We start from the raw sequence: 19,393 nt of genomic DNA on the forward strand, positions 1-19,393 counted from the left end.
CAGATTAAATATACCAGAGGTGAATATGATGGTATAAAACTGGAAAGCAGAAGAGGAACTAAAACAACTTACCCAATATTTTTACCAGTTATTATTAAAGCCGGCGGAACAATACATCAGCGGGAAAAACGACCTGATGATTATCCCTGATGGCGGGCTGAACTATATTCCTTTTGAAGTTCTAACCGATGAACATGGCGATAACCTGTTAAAGCGCTTTACCGTCACTTACAATTACTCTTGCTCTATATTGCAAAATGGAGCATCGGGCAGTTCAAAGTTGTTGAACACTATCGGGATGGCACCTTTTGCAAACAGGCTTCCATCCGCGAATATACTCAGCCCCTTACCGGCTTCAAAGGCCGAAATTGAAGCAATTAACGGGATCCGGTTATTCGGGGAAAATGCCAGCAAACAGCAGTTTATTGCCAATGCGCATAATTTTAACATTATCCATTTAGCTACCCATGCTGTTGCGGATGACCGTGATCCCAACCGCTCGTTTATTGCTTTTTACCCGGCAAAGCCCGACTCGGCAATGGCTTATAAGTTATTTTTGCCCGAGATCTACAATTTAAAACTGGATAAAACCCGGCTGGTAGTTTTAAGCGCCTGCGAAAGCGGTATTGGCGAATTGATAAAAGGCGAAGGGTTGATCAGTTTATCAAGGGCTTTTTCTTATGCGGGTTGTGATAATATTATTACTTCGATGTGGAAAGCGGATGACGCCTCTACCGCTTACATTTCAGAGCGGCTGCATTTTTACCTGCAAAAAGGGAACAGCATTGCCTGGTCGCTGCGGCAGGCCAGGCTTGATTATTTAAATGATGATCATGTCGCCGCCACCCAAAAGCTGCCGGGTTATTGGGCGCATTTTAGATTGATAGGTGGTTTTGAAGCGGAACATGAAAGCTATCCCTGGCTTATTTATTTGATAGTAGTTTCATTGGCGGCGCTATTGATCATAAAAAACCGGAGCGTTATCCGTAATTGGATCCCGCTCCGGATGAAATAAACTCTCAAATTATTCCATAGGTATATAAATTTCAATTGTGCCCGCTGCCATGCTCGCCATCTTTTTTGCCAACATCGTCGCCGCCATCGTTTACTTCTTCAAATTTGGTATCGCCAACACTGCCTAAATTGGCCACTATTTTGTTGAATATGGTTGCATTGGAGGTGCTGCTTACCACAATGGTACCGTTGGTTAAAGTGGCGGCTGCAAGGTCGTCAGCTGTTATAGTACTCAGTATCATATTGAGGTGAAGCAGGAAAAGCGATTTTAATGTTTTTGTATGGCTAACTACCACATTTTGCGATTCGGATTTGATCTCCAGGTTCTGGTTAAAATCAAACTCAAATGGTACAGATCCGGCAGCAGAAGTGGCGGTACCCATCAGTGTAAGCGGGATAGCGCTTGTGGTTGATTGTGACAGGATCATTCTTACCTCAATTTCGCTGTATAAACCGGTATCTATCAGTGTTTTAATAAATGTTGGGTTTAGCGCAAACAGGTCAACATTCGCTAAATTTTGTGTTTCGAAACTTACTTTTGTGCCATTCTTTTTTGCTTCAAATTCAAATTTGGTGATGTTGGCAATGCCCGAAGTGAATTTAATAACAGGTGCAGCGGTGGCTGATGCAGTACCTGCAAGGCTTGCAAAAGGTGCTGCTGCAAGTACTGCAGGTGCACTGTCACTTAATACACTGAATGAAACCTGGGTGGCATTTGGTGCCGGATTGTTTTGGGTAGATGGGCTTACGCCACTTTTTTTACAACTGCTGCTGCTGATTACTATAATAAATAGCACTAATGCAGAACTGATTTTGATTGCTGTTTTTAAGTTTTTCATGATCTTGTTTTTTATAATTAGTAAGTGCTGCCGGAAAGAACGTAACCACCTTTTTTGTTTTTTTTTAAAATTTTTGTGCGGCGGTAAAAAACAAGTCATTTTACAGGGGAATTATTTACCCCCGTTTTTTAAAATAAGCAATTTTAATTTAAAAATAGTCCAAAAGCTAAACCGGTCGTTATAGGGGTGATCTTTATCCTGGTGTATTTTATCCATGATCGCCAGGGCCTGCCCGGGCTGTTTGTTTTCGATATAGCTAAGCGCGAGGTAATATTCAGCATCATCCTTATAGGCTCCGTCCGCCTTATTCATGATCTGGTTAAAAATCGAAATGGCTTTACTTACATTTTTTGTTGCCAGGTAGGATTGTGCTGCCAGGAATTCAGTTTTATAATCAGCATTAGTCTCTTTTTCAAACAGGCTGATCACCGTAGCTGGCTGGCCTGCGGCATAAGCTTTTTCCAACGCCGAACCCTCTGTAGCCCCACGGGAAATGCTGATGGTAAAAGGATGGTAATTTTGGTTATACAACTGTGCAGATGAAACGGTTAAATACTGATAGATACCCACAGCCGACATCACCAAAAATAAACTGGCGGCAATTTTTAAGCTAGCGCGGATAAAAGGATATATCTTATTGGCGGAGGCTTTCGGTTCGGCTTTTAACTCCTCCATCATTTCATGATGCAGGGAGGCTACCTCCGCCTTTAATCCATAACTTATTATAGCCTGCTGTGCAAGTTTTAGGTTTTCCAGTTCCTGCTGTACCGTGTTATCGGCGGCCAGCAATTCTTCAAACTGCTTTAATTCCGCCCCGGATAGTTCGCCATCCAGGTATTGGATAATTGTTTCGGTATGCTGGCTGTTAGTGCTCATGGGTTAATGCATTTTTAAAACGCTGTGCTAATTGCGGGTCTGCCGTAAGCATTTGCTCAAGGCTTTTTAAACATTTATATTTTTTATTTCTTAAAACCTGTTCGTTCTGGTAATCTATCAGCTGCAAGATCTCTTTCATCGGTGAGTTATTATAATAGTAAGCCACCAGGATCTTTTTGCAAACCTCGCCAAGCTTGTCCATTATCGCCATTACCATGCCTTTTGCCTCGCGTTCAACCAGTAAACTACTAACGTCCTTATCCTCTTCACCGGCGTTTTCGTAAAAGGTGGTATCCCTTAACATGGCCCGGTTCCGTTTCTTGAGCTCATTTAACCAGGTAAACTTGTTCAGCGTGTATAAAAACGTTTTGATGCTGGATTCACCCCTGAATTTTTCGGCTTTCACCACTTCAATAAACGCGACGATCACTTCCTGGAAAATATCTTCCGCATCCTGGTCGTTACCCTGGTTTTGTTTGATATAACCACTCAAAAAATTAAAATAAGTACGGTATAAATATTTGATCACCTGCGTGCTTACCTGCTGTTGCTTAAGCGTTTCGATCAACTCCTTATCGGAGTAATTTACCGAGGCTTTTGTCATATTTATCGTTTATTAGTAAATGCTGTAATTGGTAATGTAACCGGGCGCTGGTTTGTATCACGTTTTTTACAAAGCTGTAAAAAAGAAGTAAATGCGGGAAATGTTTTTTTGGGCTGAGTTTGAGCGAATATGGGGGGTATATTATCAGGTGGGGCCTGCTTCTACACAAAAAAAGGCCACACAGCATTACCCGTATGGCCTCTTAAATAAACCTATCAATTCCTATTTACTCTTCAACTCACTTATTGCCACCTGCGGCGTTAAGGCCTGCTCGCCCTTCTCTACCACCATTTCCTTGGCTAGCTTAAATGCAGCTGTTTGTTTGATATCCTTTGACGATGCGCCGATGCTGGCGGTATAATTGCCGGCTTCGGCAACCCAGGCTTCCTGTGCGGTATCGTAGGAGGCAAGGGCTCGGGCATCAATAGTAAATGTTAATGTTTGCGACTCGCCCGGTTGCAGCAGGCGGGTTTTGGCAAAGCCTTTTAATTCAATTACCGGTTTATCCAGTTTGGCTGATGGGGCGCTTAAGTACAGTTGAGACACTTCTTTGCCCGCAACTTTACCTGTATTGGTAATGGTTACGCACGCAGTTAGCGTACCTTTAAATAAAGGGGCGCTTAATTTAAAATTGCTGTAATTAAAAGTAGTATATGATAAACCATAACCAAACTCGTAAGCTGGGTCTACTTTAAAAGTGCTGTAATAGCGGTAGCCTACATAGATTCCATCTTCGTAAGTTACTTCAGCGGGCATTTGCCTGCGGAAGCCTTCGCCGGTGGCTTGGTCAGGGTATTCCTTGCCGGGGAAGTTTTTGGCCGAGGGTACCTCTTTATAATCCATCGTAAAAGTAGTTGCTAATTTGCCAGATGGGTTTACCGCGCCGCTCAATACATCGGTTATGGCATTGCCTGCTTCAAGGCCGGGCTGCCAGGCCAAAAGGATAGCGTCGACACCATCGCGCCAGCTGGCTACTTCAATTACACCGCCTATATTTAATACTACTACCACTTTTTTGCCTTTGGCATGGAACGCGTTAGACACATTTTTGATCAGCGCTTTTTCAGCATCCGACAGGTAATAATCATCCGGCAGCTTTCGGTCGGCGCCCTCACCGGCGTTGCGCCCGATGGTGATTATCGCGATATCGTTATTTGCTGCATCCTGTTGCGCGTCAGCATCAGATACGGCCATCTGCGGAACAGGGGGCGGGCCCATAAACATGGCCATACCTCTTTGTGGTTTTGGCTGTTTGGCGCGCTCAGCCGCAATGTAAGCGGGGTAAGCTTTCAATAAGGCATCATCCACCTGTAATCCCGCGTTTTGCAGGCCCTGTGCCAGGGAAATAGTATAAGCCTTGTTTACGTTGCCGCTGCCTGTGCCGCCTGCAATAATATCATAGCCGGTATTCCCAAAAAGTGCTACTTTTTTAATGCCGTTGAAAGGCAGGGCGCTGCCGCTGTTTTTTAGCAGCACCATGCCCTGGGCTGCCGCCATGCGGCTAACCTGTGCGTCCTTTTTAAGGTCGGGCGCGTCAGAATATTTATAGTTGGCAAATGCAGGCGACTTTAATATAATATTCAGCATGTGCTCCACATTCGCGTTTAAAACCGACTCATCCAGTTGTTTGTTATTCACTGCGTCAATAATGGCTTTGGCCTGGTTAGGGTTGCCAGGCATGATCAGGTCATTGCCTGCTTTCATTTGGGCGATGGGATCCCGGCCGCCACCCCAGTCGGTCATCACAAAACCTTTAAAACCCCATTCGTTACGCAGGATGTTGGTCACCAGGTCGGCACGTTCAGCGGTATAAGTACCGTTCAGTTTGTTATAGCTGGTCATCACTGTCCATGGCTGTGCGTCCTTAACGGCAATTTCAAAACCCCGAAGGTAAATTTCGCGCATGGCGCGTTCGCTTACGATAGTGTTTACGGTATTGCGGTGGGTTTCCTGGTTATTGGCGGTATAGTGCTTAATAGAGGTGCCAACGCCGTTTGATTGAATGCCCAGCACTATGGCAGCCGCCATTTTGCCGGTAACCAATGGGTCTTCTGAATAATATTCAAAGTTACGGCCGCCCAACGGGTTGCGGTGGATGTTCATGCCCGGGCCGAGTAAGATATCGATGCCGTATTCGCGCACTTCGTAACCGAAGGTAACGCCCACCTGTTTTACCAGGTCGAGGTCCCAGCTGGAGGCCAGTAAAGTACCTACCGGGAAGGCGGTAGCATAATAAGTTTTGCTGCTATCGCCCTTGCGGATGGGGCTGATCCTTACCCCGGCAGGTCCGTCAGACACCACGATGGCGGGGATACCTAAACGTGGGATTGCAAAGGATACGCCTGCAGCACCGGGTACTTTCTGATCTGTTTGGCCTATCATTGGACCAACAGGTGCTGCAGGTTTTGCAGTGCTATCTTTTTTGCCGGGTACAGGCGGCGGTGGCGGCGGACCGAAGCCTCGGCCTGCGCCTACCAGCAGTTTGGCTTTTTCTTCCAGCGTCATGGCGGCTATAACCTGCTTAACGGTAGCCTTGCCCAGTTGGGGAGCAGTTTGTGCCCTGCAAAAAGTTTGCAGCAAAATTAAAATAGCAAGCAAGTGAATAGATTTGAAGTAACGGGTGAGGTTTTTCATTATCATAAGGGTTAATTGGTTTAATTGGCCATGCGGAGCCCCTCGCGGGTTTGCGCCATACTAAGTAAGGTGTATTAATTAATATGCTGAAATACAATAGATGTACAGTAAACAAACATAGACAGAATTGTGATTTAAAGCGATGGCAGGCTGGGGGGGTACCGGGAAAGTTTTGTAAAAATGTTGTGAGGGTTGAGGATCATTTTAGCAAATTAAAATCCTAGCAGAATGGCATGCCCAATAAAAGGCAATTCGAAAAACAATATATTTATGACTTAAATAACGCCCAGATTACCGGATCATGAAATTCCATCAAGCCTTAAACCAGAAGGTTATAGCCATAGCCGGTACCTGGGATCCATTTTTGCCGCGCCACATGGCATTATTTAAAGAGCTGTTGCGGTATAGTAAGAAACGGGCCCTGAATCCCTATATCCTTATTTTTTATCCAACCCCTGCTAATTACATTTTTGAAGGAAAGTTTAAAGCATATTTTGATCTCGATACAAGGCTGGAGTTTTTTAAACACCTGGGATTTAATAATTTGATTGTTACTGAATTTGAAGCCCCGGATCTGAAACGCACTTCTGCCGAGTTTTTAAATGAATTGACCAGGCAAACAGGCATCAACATGACAGAACTATGGGTTGGCGAAAACCAGCAGTTCGGAGCGGGCGCACAGGGGTTTTTGTCGATCAGGAGGGAATGCACCGATAGAAATATCCGCCTGAGGGTGCTGAAGAATTCATTTTTGGTGAGTCTGGATAAAGAAAGTTTTTATAAGGATTTTAACGCGGGTAAGTTCGGGATGACATCAGCAATTGTTGGCTATTTCCCCACCTATAAACTGAAAGACGGTGGAAAAATCAACATCCATGATGGTGTTTACAGCGCCATGCTAAGAATCCATCCCTTTGATAAAGCAAAAGAAATAACCATCACCATAAAAATACAAAATCAGCAGCCGGATGAATTTAGCCGGGATTGCGATTATAACTGGCTTGTTCTTTTAGAAAAAATAGATGCCACCGAACTGTAAACGCTGTATTTACTGTATTCGGGTTCCGTGTACAAATACACCAAATACACCTGTTTACACCGTTTACAGTAAATACAGCAAGGTGTTTGCTTTGCAGCTTAAACAACAAATGCCCGCTTTTTAAAACGGACATTTGTTTAACGGCTTATGCCTTATTCTTTGCTATCCAATTAATTATTGCCTTTTACGCGGTTTTTCTCATCGTCGGCGCCAGTTTGGTGCTGGCGGGCCTTTATTTTGTTGTTGCCGAAGTTCCAGGTAAGGGTTAAACGGGTAATGCGGCTTTCGCGCTTTTGGGTGATGAACAGGTCGGTGTTTTGATACTGGCTGTTTACATCGTTCCTTAGCGTATTGAATATGTCGCTCATGCTCAGTTTTACATTCAGCTTTTTATCAGCAAATGAGTGGCTTACCCCTGCGTCAACCGAATAGCGTGCTTTCACATCATACAATCCATAAGTAAGGTCCGACTGGTAATTTGCGGTTAATTCAGCCTTATAAGTGGCTATAGGCTTAAATGTTTGGGTTGCCCTTATATTGTAGGCAAACTGGCCACTGTTTAAATTACCGCCTTCAAGGTTGTTTGATTTAAAGCCCAGGTAAAAGGCGGTCGCGTTTACATTGCCTTCCCACCATTTGGTAATGGTATATGGCGCGTAAAGGTTGGCGTTCCAGGCATTTTGTACCTGAAGGTTCTCCTGGGTAATAAAGGATACTTTGGTAGCAGGGTCGGTGCCGGGTACTTCGGTAATCACGTCTGTAGTCTTGCTGTAACCCAATGTTAGGGTGATGCTTTTATTATAGGTATAGTTCAGCTCATAATTATTGGTGTACTGTGGCCTTAAATAAGGGTTGCCCAATTGATAGGTATATGGGTCGAGCCGGAAGATAAAGGGGTTAAGGTTATCATACTGCGGCCTGTCAATGCGGCGGCTGTAGGAGAAAGTGATCCCGTTTTTATCGTTAAAATCATGGCTGATAAATAAGCTTGGGAAGAGGTTGAGGTAGTGCCTGGGGATGATAGAAACCACATTGGCCGAATCGCCATGTGCGTTTGAACTGGTGTACTCGGCCCTTAAACCCGCCTGTACAGAATAGCCTTTAAAGTCCTTATTTAAGTTAATATAGCCGGCATTAATCTTTTCGTCGTACACAAAATGGTTGGAGCTTAAATAAGGGTTGCCGGGTGCATCTTTTTCCATCAGGTCGTTATCCGTTTTTACATCGCTGAATTTTAAGCCTGATTCAAACTTTAGGGTTTTGCTGATCGGTTTTACATAATCAACTTTGCCTGTGCGGATATCAATAGTTGAAGGGGTTAAGTTTCCTAAAAACCATTCAGGGTGCTGGATGCTGCCGTTGGGCGTGTAATAATCTGTTATGTATTGTGCAACGGAGTTGTTTTTAAATTGCGAATAATCAAGGTCTGCGCTTAATTCCTGTCCGGCAGTATCAATTTTCCATGTATCATTTAAATTAAAGGCAATGTTATGGAAGGTTTGATGCACGCCTGAATTGGTGCGCAGCGACGAATCCACCTGGTTAAAAGATCTGCCGATAAAGGTGCGGTCGTCAATATTATCCTGTTCCCCGTTAAAGTAGCCGCTGGCCACAAGGCCGATGGTGTTTTTTGATGACAGGTCGTAATCGGCTCCAATGCGGTAACTATTGTTGTGGTCTGACTCAAGGAGGGGGCTGGTTTGCCTGAAGTAAGTTGGGGCGCCGCCAGCGGTATCAGGGATAATTCGTTTAATGCCGATGTTTTGGATCCGTTTATTATCGTTATGGCTAAACGAGCCAAATACATTCAGTTTGCCTTCTTTATGGTTCAACGTTAAATTCTCGTTGTCCTTTCCGTAGGCGCCATAGCCAACGCCGGTGGTCAGGCTGCCATTGGTGCCTGTTTGCTTATTTTTTTTCAGGATAATATTGATGATCCCCGAGTTGCCTGCCGCATCGTATTTGGCCGACGGGTTAGTAATGATCTCAATGGATTTTATCGTAGTCCCGTCAGTCGACCGCAATAGGGTGGCTAATTGAGTTGATGTTAGGTAGGTAAGTTTGCCGTTTAACATAACGGTTACCCCCTGTTTGCCTTTCAGGCTGATGTTATCGTCTTTGTCTACTGAAACGCCGGGCGCCCTTTCCAGGATATCCATAGCGGAGTTGCCTGCGGCCAGGATACTGTTCTCAACATTCATTACGGTACGGTCAACCTTATGTTCAATCAGCGGTTTTGAAGCCGTAATGTTTACAGCGGATAACGAGTGGCTGGCCGGCATCAGCTTTAAAGCAGGCACTGTAAAATTTGCAGCACCGTTGTTGAGGGTAAAAATTTTGCTGATGGCTTTAGCATAACCCACAACACTAGCTTTGATAATATAGTTGCCTGAATTGATATGATCAAATGCATAGGCGCCATTCTGGTTACTTAATGTTCCTTTAACAACGGATGAATCCTGGGCTTTTAGTAAGCTCACCGTAGCAAAATCCATAGGTTTGCCGTTTTCATCAAGCAATTGGCCCGAAATAGCCGCTGCTGGTTTATTGTTTTGTGCTATGGCGAAGCCAGCGCTTAATAGGAGCAGTAAAAATAATTGTATCGATTTTGTAAAGATGTTTTTCATCGTGGTGTTAATTTTTGGGCAATAGTTTTCCCGTTAAGAATTTTTCTTTCTTTTTTTACTGTTAGATAATTTGTGTGATGTCCCCTGTTCTGAACCTTTTTGGGGGGCTTTTTATTTAGCCTGGTAGGGCAGCGTGTTTATTTTTATATTGGTATTTGATTGTCATTCTTTTTCTTTTTTTGTAAAGGAACCCCGCGTTTTTTATTTCTAAATTTTTTTTGACCAATTGTTAAATATTCATGACTTGCGGGGTTTTCACTCTTTAATTGAGACCCTCCCTATAATCATATTCACGTCGGGATTTAGCCCGTTTTTATTAGCTTAACCTATTTTCAGGTTGCTGGCTTTATCGCTGGTTTTTATTATTGTTGTTTATAAGATGCAAAAAAGGGGGCGATGGTTACATGATTTTTTGCTTTTTCGGTAGATGGCCGGATTTTGTCGGTTAACTGCCCAAAAAAACAGGCGGCCTGCAGCAACGCAAAGAAATACGTTAATGCAGGCCGCTCTATATAATAGATTTGGTTTTATTGCTATTTGTGTTTTGACGAAGTATCAGTTTTAAGGCTATCTTTTTTTGCAGTAACCAGGGTGTCAACTTTGCATTGCAGGCCGTTATCGGTCATCATAAAGGTTGAGGTATTAGGATTATCCTTTTTGTTAACCTGGTCGCAATCATAAAGGTTAACGTTCCGCAGGTAATTCTCCATTTTGTGGTCTATAACCACCTTTGAGTTTAAAGGAACCTTTAAAGTAAGCTGGATTTCTTCATCATGCCATAAGATACCGGGTCTTTTGCGTAAGGAATAATCAAATTTTAAAACTGAATCCTGCTGAGCAAATACATAACTGGTACTGCGGGCATTGAAAAGGGCATCATCGTAGTTACCCCCTTTGGCGCGGTACAATTCTTCCAGTACCGGGAATTTTACATCACTTTTCACAATAGCCAGGCTCACGCTGTTTGGCTCGTTATGAAACCTGTTGTACCTGTCGTCAATAACCACCATGTTACGGAAATGGTCTTTAATATCAAGGCGCACACTATCGTCATGCGAAAAATATTTGATATCATTCAAGTCAATATAATAGGTGTTGCTTTTTGCCGGTTTTAAGTTGATAGTTTGGGTAAAGCTTGCCTCCTCCCTGAAATTGGATGTGATTTTTACTGCGTAGTAAGCCAGCATGCCCAATGAGCATAACCATATTACAAGGAACACGGTGCCCGTTGACCTGCCTATGCTGTCAACATTGAAGATTCCTTTCAGTGTGATCAAAATAATGGACAGCAAGGGTATAAAAGCCGCAAAAAAGGCGCATAGGTATACATTGTCGGCGTGGTCGCTGGACATTATCGTAAATGGGAAAATACCATCGGGGGCCCCGGTATTAAATCCCAGAATAGCGATAAGCATGACGATCAGGAAAACGCAAAAGCCAAATGCGGCTAAAAGAATCAATACGCCCAGCATTTTTACAAACACTTTTCCTGCTCCGGCTATGAACCTGCCCAGGTGATGAAAAAAATCGCCGGCAAAATCACGGGCTTTATAAACAAAGGGCCGCGCCTCGGTACCGAAGTTAGAAAGGTTTTGTTTCATCGAACTCAGTTCATCCTCAAAGTTCTTTTTAAAACCCTGCAGGTTTTGTTTTTCGCCTTTCATGGCCATTCTGTCGGCACGGGTGATTGCCTTTGGCACCACTATCCATAATATAATATATAATACCAAACCAGTACCAGCAAAAGCGAAGGAAATGGCAAAGGCTAGTCTCACCCAAACGGCATCAATATCAAAGTAGTTGGCTATGCCTGAGCAAACACCCGCAACCAGGTGGTCATCCGGATCGCGGAAGAGCCGGCGGGTTTCCATGGTATAGCCAAATGAATTGGGTTGTTGTTTAGCCTCCTCTTCGGCGCTTTCAAAATCAGCAACAGAGCCCATTTGTTCAATCACCGAGTGCACATCCTGGTCAACAATAACCTGCCTGTTGTCTTTAGCCAGAATTTCTGAAAACATTTCGGCAATCCGGTTTTCAATATCGGTTGTAATTTCAAGGCTGTCGGCCGAGTTGGAGAAATGACGTTTAACATCCGTCATATAATTCTTTAAAATTTCGTAGGCATCTTCTTCTATGTGGAAAACTATGCCGTTTATATTGATGATAATTGTTTTATTCATGATGATTATTTCTTAGTTCATTGGTTCAATAGTTCATTTGTTCATTGGTGGTTAACCGGTGGGCCAGTGCAAAGGCAAGCTGCTGACTAATAACTGCCAACTGTTTACTGTCTGTCCCCGATAGCTGTCTTAACTGCAAATGCTAATTCTTCCCACGTTTTGTCTAATTGGTTCAGTACGTTCCGCCCTTCATCAGATAGTACATAGTATTTTCTGGGCGGCCCGGAGGTTGACTCAACCCAGTTATAGGTAAGCAGTCCATTGTTTTTTAACCGGGTTAACAGAGGATATAAAGTACCCTCAACAACAAGCAGTTGGGCCTTTTTCAGCTCGGCGATAATATCCGAAGCGTAAGTTTCCCCCTTAGCTATAATGGAAAGTATGCAATACTCCAGTATTCCTTTCCGCATTTGGGTTTGTGTGTTTTCAACAATCATAACGCAAAGATATATGTTTTAGATTGTATTATGCAATACATAGTACTATAATTTTTTATAAAGCCGCAAATAGTGTTAAAAATTTAACTTTTTTTAACTTTTTTAACATTTTATTTGTGTTTTTGATAAGCTAACACTACTTTTATAACTAATTAACTATTAACTGATCTTATTATTAACAAACATGAAAAAACTTCTACTAGTAAGTTTGTGTTTCCTGATGTTATGCATTACACAGGTATTTGCACAAAACCGTACAGTTACTGGTACGGTTACGGCCTCTGATGATGGTCAACCCATTCCGGGAGTAACGGTAAAATTAAAGGGGACCTCTATCGGTACCCAAACAAGCGTGGCAGGTAAGTATACGCTGTCAGTTCCGGCAGGAGCAACGCTTGTATTCACCTTTGTCGGTTATTCACCGCTAGAATTGCCGGTGGGTACAGCTGCGGTGCTAAACGCAAAGTTGGTGCCTGCTTCCAGGCAACTGACTGAAGTTGTGGTTACCTCTTTCGGTATCGCCAGGCAGGCTGCTTCATTAGGTTACTCCACTACTAAAGTAACCGGGTCCGACATTAACACCGCAAAGCCTATCAGTGTTGCCAATGGTTTAACCGGCAAGGTTTCTGGTTTGCAGATCAACACTGTTAATGCTGGCGTTTTTGCGCCAACCCGTATCACTTTGCGTGGTAACAGGTCGTTACTGGGTAACAACCAACCGCTGATCGTTGTTGACGGATCTATCTATTACAGTGACATCAGCACACTGAACCCTGAAGACATAGCGTCAACCGACGTGTTGAAAGGTTCTTCAGCTTCTGCTGTTTACGGTTCTGACGCATCCAATGGTGTTATCGTTATCACTACCAAGCATGGTGCAAGGGCAACAAGTGTAACGCTATCATCAACAGCTGATGTCGAAACTGTTTCGTACATGCCGAAATTACAAAACCAGTTTGGTAGTAACGGTGGCGAGCGTTATGTGAATGATTTTACCGATCTTTCAACTTATATTCCTTACGAAAACCAAAATTACGGTCCGTTATTTAACGGTAAAATGGTACCACTTGGCCGCCCGCTTCCTGACGGTTCTATTGAAATGGTGCCGTATACTGCGGTGCCTAACCAAAAAAGAGACTTTTTTAACACTGGTATTACTACTCACCAAAACTTTTCTTTTGATTCAGGTGATGAGAACGGAAGTTTTCACATGTCAGCCCAGGATATCAAAAGTACCGGCGTAACACCGCATGATGTTGCCCGAAGGGATATCTTCCGCATTGGTGGTGATAAGAAATACGGCATCTTTTCAGCTACTTATTCAGCTACCTACACTTACTTCAACAAAAATGTTACCAGCGCCGGCGGTGTTTATGATAACTTATTGGAATCGCCTTTACAGGTTCCTGTTGCTGATTTAAAAGATGTTAACAGCAAATACGGAAACCCGGATACCTACTATAATGACTATTATTATAGCCCTGGTCAGACTATCGCTCAATCAAGGTACCTGGATATCGAAAACCACCTTAACGCAAACGTATCGTTAAGCTTGAAACCATGGAAATGGGTTAACTTAACATATCGTTCTTCTATTGAAAACATCCAAACCAGAGGTGAAGTTAAAGATGCTGGTATTACTTACAGTCAATTTTCAAAAACCAACGATACCATTTATTATTCAAACCAGCAAGGAACAGGTATTGTTAAAGCTGAGGATTCAGGCACAAAATATTCAGCAACTGATGCATTGCCATCTTACGGCATAGATGACTTTAACAATTTGCTGTTTACTTCAGATTTCCTTGCCAGCTTCAATACCAAATTCGCTAAAAACTTTAGCTTCAATGGTACGGCCGGTATAGCTTACATGGAAAACAAGATCACCAATACACAGATCAATCAAGGTGCGTTGACAACGCTGCCATACAATACCCAAAACTTTGCCGGAAATGCAAACGTACTTGGCCAGTATACGTATGATGCGCGAAAGATGGGTTATTTTGGGGAAGGTACCTTTGGGTATAAAGATTTTGTTTATTTACACGGATCATTCAGAACAGACCTTGATTCAAGGTTATCCAAAGCAAACCGTTATATCCCTTACTACGACATTGACGGTTCAGTTGTGCTGAGCGAAATGTTTAAAAGCATAACCGACAATGATATTTTGAATTTCGCTAAAATACGTTTCGCACATTCATTAACAGGTAACGTTTCAGCATTGGCGAACGGTTCTCCATACATCGCTTATGGCGCTTATCAAACTTTGCCTGTCTTGGGTGCTGCATATGGCTTCCCCTTCTCGGGTTCTGGTTTATCAGGATACTCGCTGAATACTACGATTGCCAACCCGAACATCAAACCTGAAAAGGTAACTGAAGATGAAGTTGGTTTAGACCTGGGCTTCCTGAAAGACCGGATCAACCTTGCTGCTTCATACTACCAGTCAACAACTAAAGACGGTATCGTGTTCGCGTCAGTTTCAAGCGCTTCAGGCTTTAATACAGCACTTGTAAACGCGGCCAACACCAGCAATAAAGGCCTTGAACTTGACTTTACCGGTACGCCTATTAAAACCGGCAATTTTACATGGAAATTGGGTGTTAACTGGACACATCAGTCAAGCAATGTTGAAAGCATAGTTTCTGGTGTTAACGCTATCAACGTTGGTAACGCTTCATGGGCTGTAGTTGGTCATTCATATCCTCAAATTGAGGGTTATGACTGGACCCGCGACCCTGCAAACGGCAAAGTTATTGTTGACGCTAATACAGGTTTACCTACCAGGGCCAGCCAACTGAGTATACTCGGTCAGGCCGTTCCTTCGGATATCATCGGTATCACTACCAGTTTAACATACAAAGGCTTCAATTTCCACATGACTGTTGACTACCGCGGTGGTTACAGCATCTACAACTCAAACCTGGGTACCACTCTTGACCATAGCGGTAACAGTATTACTTCAGCCATTGCAGGCCGCCAGCGTTTTGTATTCCCGAATTCAGAATATCAGAATGCGGCAGGTGCCTATGTGCCGAATACCAACGTGGAAGTACAGGACGGTAACTTTAACTTTTGGCCAACCTTATACCAGAGTATAGCTGCTAACTATGTTACCAGCGCTGCTGCCTGGAAATTAAGAGAGGCTGCTATTTCCTATTCATTGCCAAAACAATTAATAAGCGATATTAAATTTGTTAAAGCTGTTACAATTACAGTTTCCGGACGTAATCTATTAATGTTCGTTCCATCAACTAATAAGTTTACTGACCCTGAATTTAGCAATGATACAGGTAACGGTGTAGGTACAACCTCATTAAACCAGTTGCCACCAACAAGGATATTCAGTACAACATTGTCTGTAACTTTATAAGATTAACAAAAATGAAAACAATAACGATATTTAAACGAAAAGTAAACATTGCACTGCTATCTGCAGTAGTGGTGTTAGCGGGAGCGGCTGGTTGTAAGAAAGGTACATTCGATATAAATGGTACTAATCCGAATAGTCCTTCAACCGTTCTTCCAAAATATTCATTGGCGGCTTCTTTATCCGGTACTGCCAGCCTTGTACATTCAGGTAACCAGGATATGATTGATAACTGGATGGGTTACTGGACACAGAGCGGGGCCTATACGCCAAGTAATACTTTTGTACTATACCAGATGAATAGCAGTACTGCTACCGGTAACTGGGATGCAGCATACAATAACCTGAGTAACTATAATAATTTAATTACTACGGTTTCTGCTGATCCGACTTTGGCAAATTACAAAGCGATTGGTATGCTGATGACGGCTTTTGTTTATCAGCGCATAGTTGACTTATATAATAAAGCACCGTTCACTGCGGCTTTGGTACCTAACAGTACCTTTTCATACCCGTATGATGATGGCGCTACCATTTACAAAGGATGCATTGCAAAAATAGATGCTGCTGTTGCTTTGATCAAAGCTAACCCAGGAGCGGTATCGCCCGGCAATTACGATATCATGTTCGGCGGTAATATGAGCATGTGGGTAAAATTCGCTAATACTTTAAAACTAAAGATGCTGATGCGCCAAACTGCAAGTTCGACAAACGGTTCTTTGGGCGATGGTGGTGTGAAAGCAGCATTATCCGGATATTCAGCGAGCGACTTTTTGGGTGCGGGTGAAGATGCGTCTATCAACCCGGGATATTCTTCTGCTGCTGATAACCAGGAAAACCCTTTATACATTGATGTGGTAAAAACATCAACCGGTAACCCTGGTTATAATGAAAAGTATTTCAGGGCTAATAAATATGGTGTTGACTTTTACAGTACCCATAACGACCCCAGGTTAGCAATGCTTTATTTGCCTACTGATGCTGATGGCCTTATCCATGGCCGTGTTTACGGTAGCCAAAATGGAAACGAAGCCAATAGCGTTATCTCCGGCCTTACCGGTTACGGCTCAAATGCTTCAGCTAAAGAAGCCGCACCTATGATTCCGGCTTTTGAGAGTTTGTTTTTAGTTGCTGAAGCCCAGCAACGCGGATATATTTCCGGTACTGTTAGCGCTACTTATGAAGCAGCAGTTGAAGAGTCGTTCCGGATCCTTGGTTCTGATGCCACAACGGCAGATACTTATATGGCTCAGGCCGACCCGGTAGCTAATTTTGAGCTTGCACCTGATCCTATTACTGCCATCATTACTCAAAAATGGGCAGCTTGCAACAGTATCGATGCGCTTGAATCATACAGCGACTGGAGAAGATTAAATATTCCAGCCAAATTACCTGTATCCATTTACCCCGGTGTTACCGCTGCGCATATTCCATATCGGTTGCCTTACCCTAACAGCGAGATTAATTACAATAGTGCGAACGTACCTGATGGAGGAACCGGAACAGAAGCGTTGACGTCGAAGATATTCTGGATGCCATAATTTTGTAAATTTAAATTTTAAAGAAAATGAAAAAAACAATATTTATTTTAGTTTTGGCAGCGTTCTCGCTATCGCTATCCTCGTGTTTAAAGGATAAGCCAAATACTGATTTTTCCGGGATCGGAACGGTCATAGAATTACCTTATAGCGGGCTGCAATATTTTTCGCTTGATGCCATTACTGATGCCCAGGATACTATTACCAGGAAATTTGGCATCAATATAGCGTCGGCTTCGCCGCTATCTACAGCAACAAGTTATACCATTGTAAATAGCCAGGCGTTGTTAACTGCATATAATACTGCAAATACAGCTATTGATTATCAGCCGATGCCAGCGGGTTCATACGTGCTTTCTAAAACTTCGGGAACAATTCCTGCAGGCGGGCGCCTTGACTCTGTTACAGTTACTATTTACAAAAACATGCTTGATCCGTCAAAAAGCTATATGCTGCCTATCGCATTAGCAAGTGCAAGTAACGGTATCTTAAGCGGTAATTTTAATGCACATTATTACCACTTTATTGGTAATGATTTTGCAGGTACTTTTAAACAAGACTTCCAGCGTTTTAACGAGGCTGATTCGTTAGGCGCTTTCAATTCGGGAGCCTCGTTTACAGGTGGGTCAGCAATCATTCAACCTGTTTCGCCTACTGAATTGAATGCGGCTACCGGGTATGCTGGTGGTGCGTATGTTTACGACATTACCTTTACCAAAACTGGTACCGGAGCAAGTGCAATGTATACAAATTTTGCGGTATCATTTACCGCAGGATCTATTAGTGGTGCTTCCGGCAGTGGTATAACCTTGACCCAAACCCCGGTATTTTTCCAAAATGGAAAGCCAGCTGCAAGTACACTCGCCGGACCATACACCTTTGCCCAGGCGGTGCAATTGTTCCACTTCCAGTTCCAGGCACATACCAGTGCTGACCGGTATCTGTTAGACAGGTTCTACAAATAAGAAATCAAGTGATAACAATCACTCAAGGGCTGCCAGATCTGGCAGCCCTTTTTTTTGCCTGGTTATTTTAAAATAAATTGTTGTGCTATTGTAATTTCTAGTATTTTTATACGTAATAACACTATAACCTTTCACGGGGGTACATAATTTTTCTGTAATATTTATATTTTTATCTTAATTATTAATTTTATTGTCATGAAAAAAACAACGATACTTTTTTTGCTGTCAGCATTTGTTTGTAAAATAAGCGCCGCACAAACACTAACAATTAATGGCAGTGTAAAGGATGATATTGGAAACAACGTGGCGCTGGCCTACGTGCAGGATAAAGCCGACAATACGGCTACCCGTACCGATTCATTGGGCAAATTTACCCTAAAGGCCAGTCCTAATGCAACGCTTTTAGTTACTTCGGCAGGGTATGAAAAGAAGGTTATTTCTATAAAGGGGGGCACCGATATTTTGGTTGTTTTAAAAAGTGAAAAAGTTGCAGCCGGCAATACTCCGGTAGCTACAACGACACAAACAGCAGAAGCATTTGACAATTATACAGCATCCCACGGTCAAAGTGACGCATTGCTTTATGGTGCCGGAGGCATCTCGCCTTTGTTGCCCGTATTTCACCCGGTAGATGAAACAAAAGGCAGCCGTTACCTTTTTAGCGACTGGGTGAGCGGTTTTGTGGTTGATCCGAAAGATTCGGTTTATAAAAACCCCAAATACGGTTTCAATTACGACAAAATGAATGGCGGTTTATTGCTTACAATGGACAGGCACGCTGCTATTGAAATTGATCCATCAAAGATCAAATCATTTACTTTATATAATAATTTGAACCAGCAGCAGGTTTATGTGTATGTACCCGAGATCAATAAAACCCACTATCCGATGTTGCTTTCGGAAGGTAAGAATTATCGGATCTATAAGTTGACCAGTACCAGGTTTGTTAAAAATGATTTCCATAGCGACGGTATGACTTCTGTGGGTAATAATTATGATGAATATGTAGATACTTATACCTACTATGTTTACAACGTACAAACCAAACAAGTACAGGAGCTTGCCCCTAAAAAGAAAGCTATAAAGACAGTATTTGCAAGTGAAGGCAAAAAGGTCGATTCATTTTTCTCTGCCTATGATGGTTCAATTGATGACACCTATATCCGTAGCCTGGGCGATTTTATGAATCAATAGTAATGTCCCACGCCCGGCGGTTCTTTGACGCCGCATAGAGGGCATAGTCTTAAAAACATATAATAAAATTAAA

The 19,393-nt window shown here is 42.9% G+C and carries 12 protein-coding genes and 1 pseudogene; 6 read left to right on the forward strand and 7 right to left on the reverse strand.

The window, feature by feature from the left end; genetic code table 11:
- Positions 1–85: 85 nt before the first annotated feature.
- Positions 86–1,015, forward strand: a pseudogene (locus QZY09_RS00270) (CHAT domain-containing protein); the annotation flags it as partial.
- A 31-nt stretch (positions 1,016–1,046) separates the two neighbouring features.
- On the opposite strand, the gene QZY09_RS00275 reads toward QZY09_RS00270, so the two are convergent.
- From QZY09_RS00275 to QZY09_RS00290, 4 genes are all read right to left on the reverse strand, one after another.
- The gene (locus QZY09_RS00275; RefSeq protein ID WP_295666553.1) at positions 1,047–1,853 is read right to left on the reverse strand and encodes a hypothetical protein; all 807 of its coding nucleotides are present in this window, start codon (positions 1,851–1,853) and stop codon (positions 1,047–1,049) included.
- A 111-nt stretch (positions 1,854–1,964) separates the two neighbouring features.
- Positions 1,965–2,729, reverse strand: coding sequence for a tetratricopeptide repeat protein (locus QZY09_RS00280; protein WP_295666556.1), 765 nt, complete (start codon positions 2,727–2,729; stop codon positions 1,965–1,967).
- The gene (locus QZY09_RS00285; RefSeq protein WP_295666559.1) at positions 2,719–3,333 is read right to left on the reverse strand and encodes a sigma-70 family RNA polymerase sigma factor; all 615 of its coding nucleotides are present in this window, start codon (positions 3,331–3,333) and stop codon (positions 2,719–2,721) included. The genes QZY09_RS00280 and QZY09_RS00285 overlap by 11 nt, the downstream gene beginning before the upstream one ends.
- 222 nt (positions 3,334–3,555) lie before the next feature.
- Positions 3,556–5,967, reverse strand: coding sequence for a glycoside hydrolase family 3 C-terminal domain-containing protein (locus QZY09_RS00290; RefSeq protein ID WP_295666563.1), 2,412 nt, complete (start codon positions 5,965–5,967; stop codon positions 3,556–3,558).
- A gap of 301 nt (positions 5,968–6,268) precedes the next feature.
- Here QZY09_RS00290 and QZY09_RS00295 point away from each other — a divergent pair, with 301 nt between their 5' ends.
- On the forward strand, positions 6,269–7,006 hold the full coding sequence (locus QZY09_RS00295) for a hypothetical protein (RefSeq protein ID WP_295666566.1): 738 nt from the start codon (positions 6,269–6,271) through the stop codon (positions 7,004–7,006).
- Between the two features lie 170 nt (positions 7,007–7,176).
- Here QZY09_RS00295 and QZY09_RS00300 read toward each other — a convergent pair whose 3' ends face one another.
- The 3 genes from QZY09_RS00300 to QZY09_RS00310 all read right to left on the reverse strand — a co-directional run bounded on the left by QZY09_RS00300 (position 7,177) and on the right by QZY09_RS00310 (position 12,250).
- The gene (locus QZY09_RS00300) at positions 7,177–9,633 is read right to left on the reverse strand and encodes an outer membrane beta-barrel family protein (RefSeq protein ID WP_295666570.1); all 2,457 of its coding nucleotides are present in this window, start codon (positions 9,631–9,633) and stop codon (positions 7,177–7,179) included.
- Between the two features lie 533 nt (positions 9,634–10,166).
- Positions 10,167–11,813 carry a PspC domain-containing protein gene (locus QZY09_RS00305; RefSeq protein ID WP_295666573.1) on the reverse strand — a complete coding sequence of 549 codons (1,647 nt, stop codon included), beginning with the start codon at positions 11,811–11,813 and terminating at the stop codon, positions 10,167–10,169.
- Between the two features lie 104 nt (positions 11,814–11,917).
- Complete coding sequence (locus tag QZY09_RS00310) at positions 11,918–12,250, reverse strand: PadR family transcriptional regulator (protein ID WP_295666576.1); 333 nt, start codon at positions 12,248–12,250, stop codon at positions 11,918–11,920.
- 184 nt (positions 12,251–12,434) lie between these two features.
- On the opposite strand from QZY09_RS00310, the gene QZY09_RS00315 reads away from it, so the two are divergent.
- The 4 genes from QZY09_RS00315 to QZY09_RS00330 all read left to right on the forward strand — a co-directional run bounded on the left by QZY09_RS00315 (position 12,435) and on the right by QZY09_RS00330 (position 19,320).
- The gene (locus QZY09_RS00315) at positions 12,435–15,626 is read left to right on the forward strand and encodes a SusC/RagA family TonB-linked outer membrane protein (RefSeq protein WP_295666579.1); all 3,192 of its coding nucleotides are present in this window, start codon (positions 12,435–12,437) and stop codon (positions 15,624–15,626) included.
- Positions 15,627–15,637: 11 nt separating this feature from the next.
- Positions 15,638–17,164, forward strand: coding sequence for a SusD/RagB family nutrient-binding outer membrane lipoprotein (locus QZY09_RS00320; protein WP_295666582.1), 1,527 nt, complete (start codon positions 15,638–15,640; stop codon positions 17,162–17,164).
- Between the two features lie 26 nt (positions 17,165–17,190).
- A complete protein-coding gene (locus tag QZY09_RS00325) occupies positions 17,191–18,126 on the forward strand; it encodes a DUF1735 domain-containing protein (protein WP_295666585.1) in 936 nt (311 codons plus the stop codon).
- Between the two features lie 195 nt (positions 18,127–18,321).
- Entirely contained in the window at positions 18,322–19,320 is a 999-nt protein-coding gene (locus tag QZY09_RS00330) for a carboxypeptidase-like regulatory domain-containing protein (protein WP_295666588.1), read from the forward strand.
- Positions 19,321–19,393: the final 73 nt, after the last annotated feature.

It is taken from the genome of uncultured Mucilaginibacter sp. (assembly GCF_903913935.1).
Classification (GTDB): domain Bacteria; phylum Bacteroidota; class Bacteroidia; order Sphingobacteriales; family Sphingobacteriaceae; genus Mucilaginibacter.